This window comes from Acinetobacter sp. ACIN00229 (assembly GCF_016106645.1).
Taxonomy (GTDB): Bacteria; Pseudomonadota; Gammaproteobacteria; order Pseudomonadales; family Moraxellaceae; genus Acinetobacter; species Acinetobacter oleivorans.
This window is the reverse complement of record NZ_JADWOM010000019.1, coordinates 18,605-33,082: the sequence shown is the minus strand read 5'-3', so window position 1 is coordinate 33,082 and position 14,478 is coordinate 18,605. Positions and strand designations below refer to the sequence as shown.

13 protein-coding genes and 1 tRNA gene are annotated in these 14,478 nt (G+C 35.9%); 9 read left to right on the top strand and 5 right to left on the bottom strand.

The window, feature by feature from the left end:
• Window positions 1-66 precede the first annotated feature (66 nt).
• Complete coding sequence (locus I7H67_RS16265) at window positions 67-642, top strand: DUF4112 domain-containing protein (protein WP_013197011.1); 576 nt, start codon at window positions 67-69, stop codon at window positions 640-642.
• Between the two features lie 49 nt (window positions 643-691).
• Here I7H67_RS16265 and htpX read toward each other — a convergent pair whose 3' ends face one another.
• Window positions 692-1,597, bottom strand: coding sequence for a protease HtpX (gene htpX / locus I7H67_RS16260; RefSeq protein ID WP_005307880.1), 906 nt, complete (start codon window positions 1,595-1,597; stop codon window positions 692-694).
• A gap of 246 nt (window positions 1,598-1,843) precedes the next feature.
• Window positions 1,844-2,704, bottom strand: coding sequence for a lytic transglycosylase domain-containing protein (locus tag I7H67_RS16255; RefSeq protein WP_198308320.1), 861 nt, complete (start codon window positions 2,702-2,704; stop codon window positions 1,844-1,846).
• 505 nt (window positions 2,705-3,209) lie between these two features.
• On the opposite strand from I7H67_RS16255, the gene ttcA reads away from it, so the two are divergent.
• Both ttcA and I7H67_RS16245 read left to right on the top strand, forming a co-directional pair.
• Window positions 3,210-4,115 carry a tRNA 2-thiocytidine(32) synthetase TtcA gene (ttcA, locus tag I7H67_RS16250; RefSeq protein WP_005307874.1) on the top strand — a complete coding sequence of 302 codons (906 nt, stop codon included), beginning with the start codon at window positions 3,210-3,212 and terminating at the stop codon, window positions 4,113-4,115.
• A gap of 205 nt (window positions 4,116-4,320) precedes the next feature.
• Window positions 4,321-4,704, top strand: coding sequence for an SCP2 sterol-binding domain-containing protein (locus I7H67_RS16245; protein ID WP_002118641.1), 384 nt, complete (start codon window positions 4,321-4,323; stop codon window positions 4,702-4,704).
• 90 nt (window positions 4,705-4,794) lie between these two features.
• On the opposite strand, the gene I7H67_RS16240 is transcribed toward I7H67_RS16245, so the two are convergent.
• Entirely contained in the window at window positions 4,795-5,907 is a 1,113-nt protein-coding gene (locus I7H67_RS16240) for a transglycosylase SLT domain-containing protein (RefSeq protein ID WP_192833995.1), read from the bottom strand.
• Window positions 5,908-6,279: 372 nt separating this feature from the next.
• On the opposite strand from I7H67_RS16240, the gene greB reads away from it, so the two are divergent.
• The 4 genes from greB (at window position 6,280) to I7H67_RS16220 (ending at window position 9,909) form a co-directional block, all read left to right on the top strand.
• Complete coding sequence (gene greB / locus I7H67_RS16235; protein WP_004790517.1) at window positions 6,280-6,774, top strand: transcription elongation factor GreB; 495 nt, start codon at window positions 6,280-6,282, stop codon at window positions 6,772-6,774.
• An 89-nt stretch (window positions 6,775-6,863) separates the two neighbouring features.
• Window positions 6,864-6,953, top strand: a tRNA-Ser gene (locus I7H67_RS16230).
• A 380-nt stretch (window positions 6,954-7,333) separates the two neighbouring features.
• On the top strand, window positions 7,334-7,507 hold the full coding sequence (locus I7H67_RS16225) for a hypothetical protein (RefSeq protein WP_174731340.1): 174 nt from the start codon (window positions 7,334-7,336) through the stop codon (window positions 7,505-7,507).
• Window positions 7,508-7,746: 239 nt separating this feature from the next.
• Window positions 7,747-9,909 carry a P-loop NTPase fold protein gene (locus I7H67_RS16220; protein WP_198308319.1) on the top strand — a complete coding sequence of 721 codons (2,163 nt, stop codon included), beginning with the start codon at window positions 7,747-7,749 and terminating at the stop codon, window positions 9,907-9,909.
• Window positions 9,910-10,293: 384 nt separating this feature from the next.
• On the opposite strand, the gene I7H67_RS16215 is transcribed toward I7H67_RS16220, so the two are convergent.
• Together I7H67_RS16215 and I7H67_RS16210 are read right to left on the bottom strand one after the other, a co-directional pair.
• Window positions 10,294-11,508, bottom strand: coding sequence for an aminotransferase class I/II-fold pyridoxal phosphate-dependent enzyme (locus tag I7H67_RS16215; protein ID WP_198308318.1), 1,215 nt, complete (start codon window positions 11,506-11,508; stop codon window positions 10,294-10,296).
• Window positions 11,509-11,548: 40 nt separating this feature from the next.
• The gene (locus I7H67_RS16210; RefSeq protein WP_198308317.1) at window positions 11,549-12,982 is read right to left on the bottom strand and encodes a PLP-dependent aminotransferase family protein; all 1,434 of its coding nucleotides are present in this window, start codon (window positions 12,980-12,982) and stop codon (window positions 11,549-11,551) included.
• 261 nt (window positions 12,983-13,243) lie between these two features.
• Between I7H67_RS16210 and yfcF the strand changes: the two genes are divergently transcribed.
• A complete protein-coding gene (yfcF, locus tag I7H67_RS16205; RefSeq protein WP_198308316.1) occupies window positions 13,244-13,918 on the top strand; it encodes a glutathione transferase in 675 nt (224 codons plus the stop codon).
• Between the two features lie 19 nt (window positions 13,919-13,937).
• Window positions 13,938-14,462 carry a cupin domain-containing protein gene (locus I7H67_RS16200; RefSeq protein ID WP_198308315.1) on the top strand — a complete coding sequence of 175 codons (525 nt, stop codon included), beginning with the start codon at window positions 13,938-13,940 and terminating at the stop codon, window positions 14,460-14,462.
• Window positions 14,463-14,478: the final 16 nt, after the last annotated feature.

Here is a 14,478-nt window from a genome sequence, read left to right as displayed (position 1 = left end):
ACAATTTAAAAAAAGGCATTAAATCAAGTATATTAAGTTTAACTTCTCTTCATATATTTGATTTAGATGCCTCAAGAAAAAAAATTAACAGAGCAACAGGTCATCGCACTAGAACGAGACCTTGCCAAGTTTGCTACCATGATGGACAGCGCGGTGCGCATTCCTTTTACAAAGCAGGGCATTGGTGCCGATGCTGCATTGAGCACGATTCCGATTGCTGGTGATGTCGCAGGTTTTGTGCTGACGTGTTATGCGATTTATAAAGCTAAACAGATTGGTGTACCACAACACAAGTTAACTCCAGTTATCAAATTGGCAGTTGTAGATGCTGTCGTGGGTTTTGTTCCAGTGGCAGGGACTATTTTTGATATTTTTATACGCCCTAGTAGAAAAGCATTAGATGTGGTTCATACGCACATACGTGAAGAATATGCGATTCAGAGCGATATTCATGTTGTTCATCCATATTTGCATGAAAAACTCGAAAAGAAGCAGCAGCACTCAGCTTTCTGGCGTAATCCTGTGGTGAGCTGGTTATGGTTGCATATACCCGATTTATTAGGCGCGTTTGTACTACTTTTAATTGGCTTTGCTGTTTGGTGGGGTGCAAGTTATTTGTGGGGTCTCTATCAAACCATGTAATAAAAATAAAGCCTCCAGTTGGAGGCTTTATTTTTTCACGTTAAACGTTTTATGGGCAATCTAATTGATGTAAAGCTGCCACACGTTGTTCAATTGTTGGGTGGGTTTGGAACAAAGCAGCTAAGCTAAAGCCTTGTTCTTTACCTTCCGCAATCGCGAAAGCTTTCATTTCTTTTGGCATTTGATCTGGCAATTCTGTCTCAGCTTGGAGACGTAATAATGCAGAAATCATCGCTTGTTTACCTGCTAAACGTGCACCTGCTTCATCAGCACGGTATTCACGATAACGAGAGAACCACATCACAATGGCAGAAGCGAGAATACCAAAGACGATATCTAATACCATGGTAATGAGGAAATAACCCATACCTGGGGCTTGATCATCTTGACGACCAAAAACATTACGGTCGATAAAATCACCGACTACGCGAGCAAAGAACATAACAAAGGCGTTCACGACACCTTGGATGAGTGCTAGGGTAACCATGTCACCATTCGCAACGTGACCAATTTCGTGCGCAAGCACAGCACGTAGCTCATCTTTGTTCATACGTTCAAGTAGACCAGATGAAACGGCAACTAAGGCATCATTCTTATTCCAGCCTGTTGCAAAGGCATTGGATTGATATGATGGAAAAATACCAACCTCTGGCATGTTAATACCAGAACGTTGAGAAAGTTCAGCGACTGTTTGCAATAACCAGCTTTCAGCTTGGTTACGAGGAGCATTCGGGTCGATCAGTTCTGTACCGGTCGTTTTCTTAGCCATCCATTTTGACATGAATAACGAGATTAACGATCCCACCATACCAAACACAAAACAGATCACTAAAAGGTTGCCTAGATTCAAGCCACCCGCGCCATGGTAACTACCGACACCGAAGAGTGACAAAATAATGCCAGCTACAACCAGTACCGCGAGGTTGGTAAGCAAAAACAAACCAATCCGCATCATTGAGAAAATCCTCTTATAAATAAAATGTTATCTGATTTACAAATTCTAAATCATGCAGCTAATATGCGGGGCTTAGGGGAAAAATTCAAGAAAAAAATAAGGAATTGATACATTCTTTCATTTAACAGAATGTACCTAAATTTAAAGAATAATTGGCTAAATTCGCCTAAATGGTAAGGATCAGGTAATAGATCATTACAATTTAAAGCACATAAACTTGACGGAATAAACCGTCAGTAAACGTTCTTACTCTATTCGAATATGTGCAATTGCTGTGGCATTGTTTGTGACATAAGTACCTGTAGGCGCATCAGTAAATGTTCCATTAGATAAAGTCACAATTTGACGAGAATTGGAATGTTTAGGAGCTGGTGCTGCTATTTGAGCTGTTGTGTTTTCCACTAAATTAGAAGATTGAGAAGTGACTTGTGCTGAAGTATTAGAAAAAGATGAGAAACCAGAACCAGACGAATATAAGTTTTGATATCGGCTCGTTACACGGCGTACATAGTCTTGTGTTTCACGAAAAGGGGGAATACCGCCGTATTTATCAACGTTTCCTTCACCAGCATTATAAGCAGCAAGCGCCATTTGAGTATTGCCACCAAAACGCTTGAGTAACCAGCTTAGATATTTTGCACCTGCAAAAATATTTTGCTGAGCATCAAAGGCATTGGTTACGTTAAATCGACGTGCAGTCGCAGGCATGAGTTGCATAAGACCTTGCGCGCCTACTGGAGAGCGGGCATTGACGTTAAATCCTGACTCGGTATGCATGACAGCCTTAATTAAGCCTTCAGATACACCATGCTGTAGAGCAGCTTGTTTAATAATATGATCAAAAGCATTTTTATTTTTATTGTAGCTTGGCAGAACAGAAGCTTCTGATGTGCCCCAGTTCGTATAACTATGAATATTACTATCAGGGTAGTAAGTCACTTTTACTTTTTTAAGTGATTGATCATAACTTTTTCGGTTGGTGAGCAATGTACTACCATTTTTATCTTGGTAAATATACATTTGGCCTGCTGAACTCGAAGTCATGCCGACCGTAAAAGTGGTCATCCCCAGCAAACAAGAAATCAGAAATTGAACCGAATTTTTCATTTTATGTTATTCACAATTTTAAGGTATTTAAAACTTGCCAAAGAGTTTATCAAAAAATATTACTTAAAGAAGTTTTGTGTAATTTTTTTTATTTCGACTCTTTCAAAAAATCAAGCTGTTTTGTTCGAATGCTCATCAAAAAAAATTAAAAATTATTTTTAAAATGATTCTATTGACTTGAATAACATGTTGATATTAAAAGGTAAAAAACATTGGTTAAAAAATGATCAATTTAAATAAAACCCTTAACAGAAGGTCAAAACAGTTTGTCAAGTACGAAGAAATCCACAATTTTATCCACAGGTTTTGTGGAAAACTGTGGAAAAGTCCAAAAAGTAAGCATTTTGCACATTTTTTGAACGCTTCAGTCAAAAATAGAGCATCACTTTTGCATCATGCATGAGCAATGTGACGACTTCAAGAATTGAAACTATTCTTTTGATGCGATTCTCTTCTGAATCATATAAAATTGCGCGGTATTTTTATTTATGGGTATATCTCGTCTATGTACGCGCCAGTTGAGTCCAATCAGGGATTTAATTTTAAGCCTGAACTTCCAACAAGCTCGGCCTATTACCGTTTGCTCAAGAAGCTTCGCCGTCAAGTTGGGCATGCTATTCGTGACTTCAATATGATTGAAGAGGGCGATAAGGTCATGGTGTGTGTGTCTGGTGGTAAAGACAGTTATACCTTGCTCGATATCATGTTGCAGTTTAAACGTATTGCACCAATCAATTTTGATGTTGTTGCGGTTAACCTTGACCAAAAGCAACCCGGCTTTCCTGAAGATGTCTTACCTCGTTATATGGAAGAAAATAACATTCCATATTACATTTTAGAAAAAGACACCTATACCATTACTAAACGTTTAACACCGGAAGGTAAAACCTACTGTGCAGTATGTTCACGTTTACGCCGTGGTTCTTTATATGGCTTTGCACAAGAAATTGGTGCGACTAAAGTTGCTTTAGGACATCACCGTGATGATATTCTTGCAACGTTCTTCTTAAACTTGTTTCATGGCGGAAGTTTAAAGGCGATGCCTCCAAAGCTTTTATCATCGGACAAAAAGAATATTTTGATTCGCCCATTGGCATATGTTGAAGAAAAAGACATCATCAAATATGCAGAGTTACGTCAGTTCCCAATCATTCCATGTAACCTTTGTGGTTCGCAGGAAAACTTACAGCGTGCCATGCTTAATGAAATGCTACGTGACTGGGATAAACAATATCCGAAACGCTTACACAGTATTTTCGGTGCGTTACAAAACGTATCGCCGTCCCAGTTAGCGGACCGTGAATTGTTCGATTTCGAAGCTTTAGATTCTCAGCGCGAGTTAGATTTTAAAGATCCGGAAGAGCTTAAAAACCGTTTAGATGTCGTGAACTTAAGCTTTGCTGCTGAATAAACGCTAGACATAGACAATGTTAAAGGCACTTTATAAACAAGTGCCTTTAATGTATCAAAATACTAAAAAATGAATGTTCCGTACAAAAAGTCATAGCCCAAAATTTAAATTACATGCTATAACAACGCTCAAGCAGAATTGCTTCACATGATGTTGTCTGGATAGACAACTAGAGAAATTGAACAAATAAATTTGAGGAAGAATCATGCCTGCATTTTTAACTGAAGATTGGTTTGCTACTGTCGAAAAATTAACTGCTGAAGCAGGGGATCTTAATTTGCCACCTGCTCTTGCGAATTTGGCAATTAATTTAGTAGTTACAGATGCTTCTGGAAATACCGAATTAGCTTTAGATGGGGGTAAAATCCAAAAAGGTTTGTCTTCAAATGCCAAAACAACTTTAAATATGGATGCTGAAACTTTACGTAAAGTATTCTTAGAGTTTGATATGGCTGCTGCTATGCAGGCATTCATGACTGGTAAAATTAAAGTTCAAGGCGATATGTCTCAATTAATGGCTTTACAAACAGCTAAGCCAAGCCAAGAACAAAAAGATTTGTTTAAGAAAGTATTAGAGCATACAGCTTAAATCTAAAAGAATTCATATAAAAAGCTTACCCCAAGAGGTAAGCTTTTTATTCACACAAACAAAGAATTTATCAACTTTTAAATAATAAAATTAGATATTGATTCGTGTTTGCGCTGTTTTGATATGTTCAAGATAAGCACGAATACGAGTGACATATTGAACAGCTTGCTTATATCGACCATTACGCGTTTTATTACTTTGCAAATAATCGTAGAGATTAACCCATTGGTTCGGATCTTTCCCTTGTGCTTGCAAGCGCTTCTGAATCTGGTTTACCGCACCTGGTCCCATATTATAGGCCACCAGCGCATACCAGTTCCGATCAGGGAAAGGAATATCATCATATTCACTTAACATCTGGTCGTAATACTTCGCGCCACCTTGAATGCTTTGAGCTGGATCACTACGATTGCTCACACCCATTGCTCGAGCAGTGCTATTGGTCAGCATCATTAAGCCACGAACACCTGTGGGAGAAACAGATTCTGGCTTTAAATATGATTCTTGATAACCAATTGCGGCAAGTAAATGCCAGTCGAGATCGTATTTAGCTGCACTTTGTTTAAAGCTCGCTTTATAAATCGGTAAACGCGTCGTTAAGTCACGTTGAATGGTTGACCAAGCTTCTGGTTTCACCACATTACGATTATAGAAAGAAGCGAGCTGCTGAGTCACACCATTTTGCTTACTTTGGCATACAAAGCCACTAGCGGTCTGGGTGAGGGGGTCATCAGCTTGTTTAAACACCCAGCTTAACTCAGGATTTAAACCATTTTTTTGCAAATCGACTGTGTCACCACAACTTGCAGAAAAAGACATCAAACCTTTGTTCTCGATGGTACTTAAACCAGCGGTTGTCATCGCAAAGTTTGCTTTACCTTGCTGAACCCATCTAAGTGCAGTGGCATTGTCTGCCACGATTTTAAAGTCCAGCTTTACATTAAGGCTTTGTGCATAGTTACGAGCTAAGTCGTAACCAAAACCATGTAAAAACTGATCTTCTTTGAAAACGGTTGTCGGGCTTTCTACCGCAACAACAGTTAAAGTGTTTGTATTTACTACAGTATTGTACTGTAGGGTTTTTCCTGCATTAATACTATGAAATGGAAAAAGCATAGTACTGAGTGCAAGTGCTTTTAACGGGAGAGAAGAAAATAAAGAGTTAAGGCAAAGCCTCGACCCTGAACTTGAATTACTGTGCATGTTGTCTCCGCTACAGGTAATTTATGCCCCAAAAGTCAGACAAAAAGCTGCCATAACTTCTAAAAGTTGATAAATTCAATAAGGGGTGGGCAGTCATGACGTCATTCAAAATGACATGAAATGAAAAAAACAAACTGTGTAGAAAATCTACATAGTTTTCTAGAAGGTTAAAAATTGCTCAACATTTAATCTGCGCGCATCATAGTATTGAAAAAAAGTATTGTCAAATTTCGTACAATTAAATATTCGATATATCATCATAAACACATGAATTTCTTAAGGAAGAAAATTTATACACTTCTGATATGAGAAAATAGGGTATAAAATGCTACATCTTGTAAGCGATATGTTGTTGAACAGTGGTTTTTAATCATGAAATCTAACTTAATCACTCGATCTGGACATGACAAATTAGTTGCTGAATTAAAACAACTTTGGCATGAAGAGCGACCGGAAATCACAAAGAAAGTGAATTGGGCTGCAAGCTTAGGTGACCGCAGTGAAAATGCCGATTATCAATACAATAAGCAGCTACTTAGAAAAATTGATCGACGAGTACGTTATTTAGGAAAACGTTTAGAAGAATTAAAAATCATTGATTACGCACCTGAGCAAGACGGTAAGGTTTACTTCGGCGCTTGGGTAGAGATTGAAAACGAAGAAGGTGAGCAAAAAACTTTACGTATTGTAGGGATCGATGAAATTTATGATCATCACCCGCAGCATATCTCAATTGAATCGCCGATGGCTCGCGCACTGCTCGGCAAAGAAGTCGATGATGAGATTGAAGTACACACGCCATCTGGAAAAAAGCTTTGGTATATCAATACAATTCGCTATGAAAAGAACGAAAATCCAGAAAACTAAATTAATTTGTATTTATTTTGAGCGTTTGAATTAAAAGTTAAATAAAAGGTTTGCCAACTTGAGTTTTTATTTATATTATAGCGCTCGTTGGAAGCGTGGCAGAGCGGTTTAATGCACCGGTCTTGAAAACCGACGAGGGTGTGAGTCCTCCGTGAGTTCGAATCTCACCGCTTCCGCCAAAATTCTAAATAAGCCCTTGTTTTTACAAGGGCTTATTTTTTGTTTGTTGTTTTACCCCTTAACCTACCCCACATCAAAACTTGGATTGGAATAGTCAAAATAAGAATAATTCAGATGGCTTAAGATTGAGGTTTAAATTTCTTTAAGCATTTTCTAACTTCATTTATTAATTTTTTCAAAAGCTATATAGAAGCACTTAACGTGCAGTTTTCTTAATCGGTGAAGTATATCAATTCTAGTTTACGATCTTTAGTGTCTATAGATGACTCTAAAATAAACACTTGAGTTCTTTACACGTATTAAGACGACATTTGATGACGTACTTATCTTTTATTTGTACTGAGGTTGATTAAAATCCTAATTGAAGGAGGTTAGTCATATGAATAAAGATGTAGTGTATTTAATACAAAATGAAGGCAAGGAGATTGTCTTACATTGTCAACGTGACACAAACAATGAAATTATGAGAATTTTTGACTTAGAGGGCAATGTTTTGCCCTTAAATCAAAGAACTAGATGTGTTATTTGGAATGCTGAAGTTTGGTATTATTGAGTTGAATATAAAAATAGCATGAAGGGAATCATGCTGCTCTATACAAAAGTTTTTTCTTAATAGCATTTTTAGTTCTTCTCAGTTGATTGCTCCATATGGGGCAGTTTATCACCCCCTTTCTTCATTTCATGGATTAGGGGGAGATATAAACATTTATGTGAGGTTTCAAGAGAACAAAACTTTGTATAGATGGGAGTTTCTTGTTAATAATACATTTTAAAAATAAATGAGAGCACTTTATGGCCGATAATTACACATCTGACTCTCCTGTATTTAAACATAAGGATGATAAATTTAATCGTTGGCTATTTTCTAAGAGAATAGCGGACGTTATAGCAAATAGAAATGACTCCTCTAGTATAGTAATAGGGCTATATGGAGCTTGGGGAAATGGTAAAACATCTGTTTTAAACTTCATTGAAGAGTCTTTAACTGATAATCAAGAAGTTCTATGTATAAAATTTAATCCGTGGCGTTTTGGAACAGAAGAAGAGTTGCTAAAGGCTTTTTTCTTAGACATTGCTCATGCTATTGAAGTCGAACTTATCACGAAAACGGATAAAGCCAAAGATGCTGTCAAATCTTTAGCACCTGCAATTACAAGTATATTTGGAGCTGCTGAGGTGGGGCAGGCAATCAGTAGTTTTATACCAAGTCTAGAGTTACAAAAGCTGAAAGAGCGAATTGAATCTGAATTAGAGAAAGCGCAGAAGAGAGTTTTAATTTTAATTGATGATGTGGATAGATTAGAAAAATCCGAAATACATGCTCTTTTTAGGCTCGTAAAGCTTACTGCTGACTTTAAGCATACCGCATATATTTTATCTTTTGATAAGGATATAGTCTCTTCTTCATTACAGGATCGTTACGCCAATTCTTCTAATAATGCTGGCGAGGCTTTTTTAGAGAAAATTATACAAGTTCCTTTACATTTACCACTTATTGATCAATCTGTATTAATTAAATTTTGCTTTCAAGGGGTGGATGAAGCACTCAAAGTTGCAGGTATAGAGCTTTCTCAAAATGAAGCAAATGATTATGCGAGTAAATTTACAAGATATTTTGGTTCTGCTGTAACGACTCCTAGAAAAGCAAAGCTTTATGGAAATATCTTATTATTCTCTCTACCTATTTTAAAAGGTGAAGTTGATGTCGTAGAGCTTATGTTGATTGAAGCAATCAGAGTCTTTTATCAACCAATTTATGATTTGTTGCGAATAAACAAAGATATGTTTTCTGGAACATTTTCTCAAAGTAGATTTACGAATAATGAGTCTGATAAAGAGAAAATTAAGCAATTATTAGATAGGGCAATAAATTTATGTATAAATGTAGATAAAGAAAAAATTATTAGCTTATTAAGAGATTTATTTCCTAAAATCAATTCTTGTTATCAAAATATGTATTATGGTTCTGAATGGTATACAATCTGGGATGAAAAACAAAAAGTTTGTGCCCCAAATTATTATTCAAGGTATTTTACTTATTCTATAACAGAAGATGATATCTCTGATATCACAATAAAAGAAATTCTTAATCAATGTGAGCTCTGGCAAGAAAATTTCGATCTTGATAAAAATCCTTTAAATAAATTTTTAAATAATGAAAATGCAGAAAGATTAATATCAAAATTAAGAACAAGAGCAGTTAATTTATCAGAGAAAATATCTTTCTCATTGAGTATAGCAATAGCCCAAAAAAGCAATCAACTTCCATATACATTAAAGCTTTTTGATTGGTTTACGCCTGTTATACAAGGAGCGATGTTAATTTCTGATTTAGTTCAAAATATAAAACAGGAAGAGCGGTTACCTGTTGTTCAAGTAATTATAGATCACATTACTAATTTGGATTTTATATTTGATCTTTTATCATGGGTGAAAAAATATGATGAAGAGAAACCTGAAGAAACTGAGGTTTTTTCAAGCTTAGATATGGATGAGTTAAGTAAATATGTAGTGGGTCGAATAAAAAAAGATCTCTCCTCTAATATCAATATTATTGAAACTGTTCCAAGAAATTTACCTCTTTTATTCAGATTACTTAATGAGTATATACAACCTAATTTTGTAAATGAACTTCTCATAGAAATATTACCTACTAAACCAGAGCTTTTAATCTCTATTATTAAGCCATATTTAGGAATAGCGGAAGGGGGGAGTCGTTCTGGACCTCATAGAAGTGACTTGAAATTTGAACAATATAAACAAATTACAAAACAAATAAATATTAATATATTAATAGATGTTATTGAGCAGAACATTGAACTAGACAGTATATTTTCTGAGAGTTTTCCTGAGCAATATGATAACTTGGAAGATAATGACCTTATATTTATCAAACAATTATATTGGTTATATAAAAATCGAAATAATCAAAAGGATTTAAAAGATGATTCTTAATCCTGAAATTCAATTTAACTAAGAGGAGGTGATAAGGAGGTACGCAAAATAAAGAGGCTCTTTATCATTTAATTCATACATATAAACTATGAGTTATAGTTCCTAGTCGTGTTATGACATCAGCAATACCATGACCTTTCTTAGTCCATTTTCAATTTTATCTAGATTGGATGAAATCAGATTCTCAAGCATCTTATATGTTTAATTTATCTATCCGATCAAATTAAGCTGTCACCAAATCAATGACAGCATTTGGAAAAAGAGTAACTAAATATCTGAGAATAGGCTTGTCATCTATCTATTATCACTAGTGACTATATGCTGGATATTCTCATTGGTGACATTAAAGACTCATAAGTTGAATCGCTGTTCCTTTTGAGTGGGTCACTCATTTAGTGCAAGAAGTAAGGATAGTGCGACACCCTTAGCAGCCTGTGTAATTTCTGAAAGTGAAGGATAACTCGGTGCAATACGAATATGACTATCCATTGGATCAATTTTATAAGGAAAAGCAGCACCAGCAGGTGTTAATGTAATTCCTAAATCTTTGGCTAATTCGATAGTTCTTTTTGCAAAACCCTGTGGAACTTTTAGATCAATGAAATAGCCTCCTTTAGGATTTGTCCATGAAATATTTGGATTATCTTTTAGATAATATTCAAATTGTTGAATGACTGCATCAAATTTAGGTTTGAGGATTCGGCTATGTTGCTCCATAAGGTGTTCAACGTTAACTCGATCTTTCAGGAACTGTACGTGACGAAATTGATTTACTTTATCTGGTCCAATACTTCGAACAGCAGTGCACTTTTCCCACCATGCAATATTACTTGAAGATGCAGCAAGAGCTGAAATGCCTGCACCCGCTAAAGTGATTTTAGAGGTTGATGAAAAAATAATAGGTCTATTTGGGTAACCAGCTTTGGTACATTGCTCGAGAATATTAGCGGTTGAAATTTTTTCATCAGTAAGGTGATGAAAGCGATAAGCATCATCCCAAAATATTTTAAAATCGCTTGCTGCGGTATCCATTGTTGCTAAACTATGGACTACTTCATCTGAATATACAGCACCAGTAGGGTTACTGTATTTTGGTACACACCATATTCCTTTAATGTCGGGGTTATCTTTAACGATATTTTTTATTTCTTCAATATCAGGGCCATCTTCATGCATATTAATATTAATCATGTTTATCCCTAATGCTTCACAAATAGCAAAATGCCTGTCATATCCAGGAACTGGGCATAAAATTGATATTGGTTTCCGGATCCATGGTGCTCCATCAGGGAAACCATAAATCAACGCAAAAACAATAGCATCATGCATTAAAGCTAGGCTGGAATTGTTATCTACGATAATTTGTGAATATGGAATATCCAATAAGCTTTCAAATAGTAATCTTGCTTCTAATAGACCATGAGCACCACCGTAATTTCGGATATCAATGCCTTCTTTAGATTTGAATGTGCTTAATTGGTTATGAATCGCATTGGAGAGTTCTAACTGCTCTGAAGACGGTTTTCCACGAGACATATCCAGTTTTAAACCCAACTCTTTAAAAATTTTATACTCTGCTTTTACAACTGATGTATCCATTAATATTATCCTTTTAGATTGTCTGATGAAGAATATATTTCTATTTCATTGCTGTTTTAATGATTAAACCCAATTGTTTAAGAGCATTATCAATTTCATCTGTGTATGGGTAACCGCAATTAATCCGGAGGCAATGGTTAAAACGATTTGAATTTGAGAATAGAGAACCTGGGGCGAATAAAATTCCCTCTTGTAAAGCAATTTCAAGAATCATATCTGCCGATATTTTTTCAGGTAACTCTATCCATAAAGTCATTCCGCCATCTGAAGAGGCTAAACGCGTTCCTAGCGGAAAATATGTAGCAACGGCTAACTTAATTCTATTTTTCTGATTTTTAATTTTTTTTCTGAGTGCCTGTAGATGACGATTATATTTTGAAGCTCCCATAACCTCTGCTGCAATCACTTGAGGCCATTCCTCATTACTTCTAGTCTGAGTAAATCTCAGCATTTGTACACGGGCATGCCAACGTCCAGCACTCATCCAGCCAATACGAAGACCAGGAGCGAGTGTTTTTGTAAGAGATGCACAGTAGATAACATTACCTGAATGATCCCATGCTTTTAGTGCATTGATTGGAGTTTCATTATCCATCAGCGATCCAAATGTATCATCCTCTATAATTGCTATCCCTTGTTCTTGACAAAAAAAGGCCAATTTACGCTTATTCACTTCAGGCATGATACTGCCGAGCGGATTCTGAAGATTTGGCATGACAACCACGGCTTTAATTTTATAAACCTGTGATGCAAGTTCAAAGGCTTCTAATGAGATGCCGGTATTTGTATTGGTCGGTATTTCTACTGCGCGTAAATCAAGGCTTTCTAATATTTGAAGTAATCCATAGAAAGTTGGGGATTCAATAGCAACGGTATCGCCAGGTTGAGTAACAGCTTTTAGTGCAAGATTTAATGCTTGTGTACCGCCCTGAGTAATTAATATTTCATCAGCATTAATTGCCAATCCAGATGAAATTGCTCGTCTTGCAAGTATTTTTCTAAAATGTGGATTCCCGATGAAACTCGGTGGCTTAACTAATAAATCTGGTTGATCACGTAATGCTTTACTGCCATTAATTTTCATCTCTTGTGCGAGATAAAGTGAGGGTGCCGCATGTGCGCCAGATAAGTTGACTTTAACTGGATGCTGATTTGTCTTGGCAATAAATTCCGATACACGTTTATGAATCCCGATATATTGAGCGGGATCAGGAACTACAATATCTGGTTCTTCAATGAGATTCATAATTTGCTCGGGAGGAGTCTGCAAAAAATAGCCCGAGCGATTTTTAGTTTGTAACCATCCTAAGTCTTCTAAATGTCGGTAAACCTGAAGAGCTGTGGTTACACTGATATTATGCTGTTTGACTAGTGTACGAATAGATGGCATTCGCTCACCAGTTTTAATGGATCCTTTTTCGATGAGCTTTAAATAATAATTTGCCCACTGAATATATAAAGGCCCTTCAGACATAATATTCCTTTTAATATTTTTATTAATGTGCTCTTAATTACCATAGTGATATTACATTCTGCAAGTGTATAAACAGATTTTATATTTACGCACCAGTACAGATAATTTTTTTTTACTCTGTGTTCTATTAAAAAGGGAAGATCTGTTCATTTTTTTTCATTCTGTTCTAGCTGACTATAAATGACAAGTATGAAGTACCTCTAATAAAAGAAGTGGTTCTTTAGAAGCTAATGGTCTTGGTAGTAAAGTAGGATATTTGTAATGAATGAATCGAATTTAACGCTTTATGTAGGTTCTGATTTTGTTAGTGCATTTGCAATGTCAGCATTTGTTGCATTAAAGGAAAAGGAACTGAATTTTGATCTTGAACTGATAGATCTTAAAAACAAAAAGAACTATTTACCCCAATATAGAAATATCTCACTGACTTGTAAAGTTCCGACTTTAGTACACAATGATTTTGCACTCTCAGAGTCATCTGCTATTGCTGAATATATTGAGAGTAGTTTTCCTTCACCAAATTATAAAAATATTTACCCAAAAGATATTAATGATCTTGCCCGTGCTCGACAGTTACAGGCTTGGTTACGAAGCGATTTATTAATCATTCGTCAGGAACGACCAGCAGATTTAATTTATTCAAATAAAAGAAACCCTCCGCTCACGCAAGCTGCTACAGATGCTGTAGGTAGATTATTCTATTTTGCCGATAGGCTTTTGGACGGTGGGTCAGAAAATCTATTTGGAGAGTGGTGTATAGCAGATACAGATCTGGCAATTATGTTAAATAGGCTGATATGCAATGGTGATGACGTTCCTCTAAATTTAATTGAATATGTTCACAAGCAATGGAAACGCCCTAGCGTACAAAAATGGGTTGAACTGAACTATACACAATCAAAAATTAGTCAACATCAACTAACTCAATGTGAATAAAGTATAAGAGATCATCACCATGTCAATAGTATCTGGATCTCTTGTGCCATATTTGTCATATAGAGAAAAATTCAAGCCTAAAAAGTTAACACCTATCCATTGGTCATGGAAAAATTTATTGTGGCAATTGGAAGAATTTCAAAGACATCATTCCCAGAGAGGTTCTTTAACATTCTCGACATTAAATAATGAAGAGGGATGTGAAATATTACCAGGCTCAGCTATTTCCATACAGGTTGTAAAACCACTTTGCCGAACAAATCCTCATAAACATTCTTGGTGGCATTTATTTATTGTTCAGCAAGGAAAAGGGAGCATGATTTTAGATGGCAATAATACACTCTTAATTAAACAACAAGATGTTCTACTTGTTCCAGCTTGGTGCCTGCATCAGATTGTAAATGATTCATCTGAAGAGAATCTTATCTTGATGAGTCTAACCAATTTACCACAGCAAAGTGCATTGGGTTGTTTATTTGAAAGTGAATCAACTATTGAAATAAATCAAGAATTTGGAGGTCATCATGTCAGTATCTCCCAATAATATATCAATAGAAGAA

Excerpts from the sequence above, each read along its gene's own strand:
- I7H67_RS16265 (WP_013197011.1), top strand. The coding sequence starts at position 67 with ATGCCTCAAGAAAAAAAATTAACAGAGCAACAGGTCATCGCACTAGAA.
- htpX (WP_005307880.1), bottom strand. The coding sequence starts at position 1,597 with ATGATGCGGATTGGTTTGTTTTTGCTTACCAACCTCGCGGTACTGGTT.
- I7H67_RS16255 (WP_198308320.1), bottom strand. The coding sequence starts at position 2,704 with ATGAAAAATTCGGTTCAATTTCTGATTTCTTGTTTGCTGGGGATGACC.
- ttcA (WP_005307874.1), top strand. The coding sequence starts at position 3,210 with ATGTACGCGCCAGTTGAGTCCAATCAGGGATTTAATTTTAAGCCTGAA.
- I7H67_RS16245 (WP_002118641.1), top strand. The coding sequence starts at position 4,321 with ATGCCTGCATTTTTAACTGAAGATTGGTTTGCTACTGTCGAAAAATTA.
- I7H67_RS16240 (WP_192833995.1), bottom strand. The coding sequence starts at position 5,907 with ATGCACAGTAATTCAAGTTCAGGGTCGAGGCTTTGCCTTAACTCTTTA.
- greB (WP_004790517.1), top strand. The coding sequence starts at position 6,280 with ATGAAATCTAACTTAATCACTCGATCTGGACATGACAAATTAGTTGCT.
- I7H67_RS16225 (WP_174731340.1), top strand. The coding sequence starts at position 7,334 with ATGAATAAAGATGTAGTGTATTTAATACAAAATGAAGGCAAGGAGATT.
- I7H67_RS16220 (WP_198308319.1), top strand. The coding sequence starts at position 7,747 with ATGGCCGATAATTACACATCTGACTCTCCTGTATTTAAACATAAGGAT.
- I7H67_RS16215 (WP_198308318.1), bottom strand. The coding sequence starts at position 11,508 with ATGGATACATCAGTTGTAAAAGCAGAGTATAAAATTTTTAAAGAGTTG.
- I7H67_RS16210 (WP_198308317.1), bottom strand. The coding sequence starts at position 12,982 with ATGTCTGAAGGGCCTTTATATATTCAGTGGGCAAATTATTATTTAAAG.
- yfcF (WP_198308316.1), top strand. The coding sequence starts at position 13,244 with ATGAATGAATCGAATTTAACGCTTTATGTAGGTTCTGATTTTGTTAGT.
- I7H67_RS16200 (WP_198308315.1), top strand. The coding sequence starts at position 13,938 with ATGTCAATAGTATCTGGATCTCTTGTGCCATATTTGTCATATAGAGAA.